An 877-nucleotide genomic window follows, 5' to 3' on the forward strand; every position below is an offset into this window, starting at 1 on the left:
TGATTCCAAGCGACTTAAGCCGCTTCCAAAAGCTCAAATTGGAGCGCTTCGCTAAAGGCTTATCTCTTGAGAACAATACAAACCCTCCAAGACAGCTGTTCAAACAATACATACAAGAAACGAAGCTTTTTGATGAGCTAAAAACGAGTGGCCTAAGCCAAGACGCTAGTGACGAGCAAGTTAGGACGGTCAAAAACCTGATGGCCTTTATGGCAGAAAGCCGTACAGAAAACGCAAACGCCTTGTTAAATGAGCTCGCAGCGCTCGAAGAAAGAACACAAATCCAGCATGCTCAAGGTATACACATTACAAGTATGCATCGCGCTAAAGGGCTGGAATGGGAGCATGTAGTTTTGCCTGGGCTTTCTGAAACGACCTTTTTCAGTTCAAGTGGCAGAAAAGAGATTAGCCCCCAAGATATCGCTAGTGAGCGACGCTTGATTTATGTCGCCATGACTAGAGCAAAGCAATCACTCCTCATGCTATGTCCTAAATCAGACAGCAAAGACGGTCTACGCTTTTTACATGAAATGCAAAGTGAGTCAGCACTGCACATTGCGAGATCTATCGAGCGACAACAAAACACTGCACAACTTAAAACGCTCGCAAGCAAGACCTTGCAAAGATACGCTGATACTTTTTCAATTATGCTTACCACGCCTAGCAAGGCTGAGCGCCCAACCTTGAGCAACTTTGATCAAGCAATTTGGCAAGCGGACATCATTGAACATAAATCAATGGGTAGAGGTCGTGTCGTTCAAGAAGAAGGGGAAACGTTCACGGTACAATTTGATGACAATGAACGGCGAGTTTTCTCAAAACGCTACGCAGATAAGATGTTCGCGCTCACCGACTAAACACAAGAACTTTCCGTCAT

At 44.9% G+C, this 877-nt stretch carries 1 protein-coding gene; it reads left to right on the forward strand.

All coding sequences use genetic code 11. The annotated features are described in order from the left end of the window. Positions 1–857: 3'-5' exonuclease (locus tag A3738_RS04235; protein WP_197473583.1), on the forward strand; the 857-nt coding region annotated here is incomplete at its 5' end. Positions 858–877: the final 20 nt, after the last annotated feature.

Source organism: Oleiphilus sp. HI0066 (assembly GCF_001635725.1).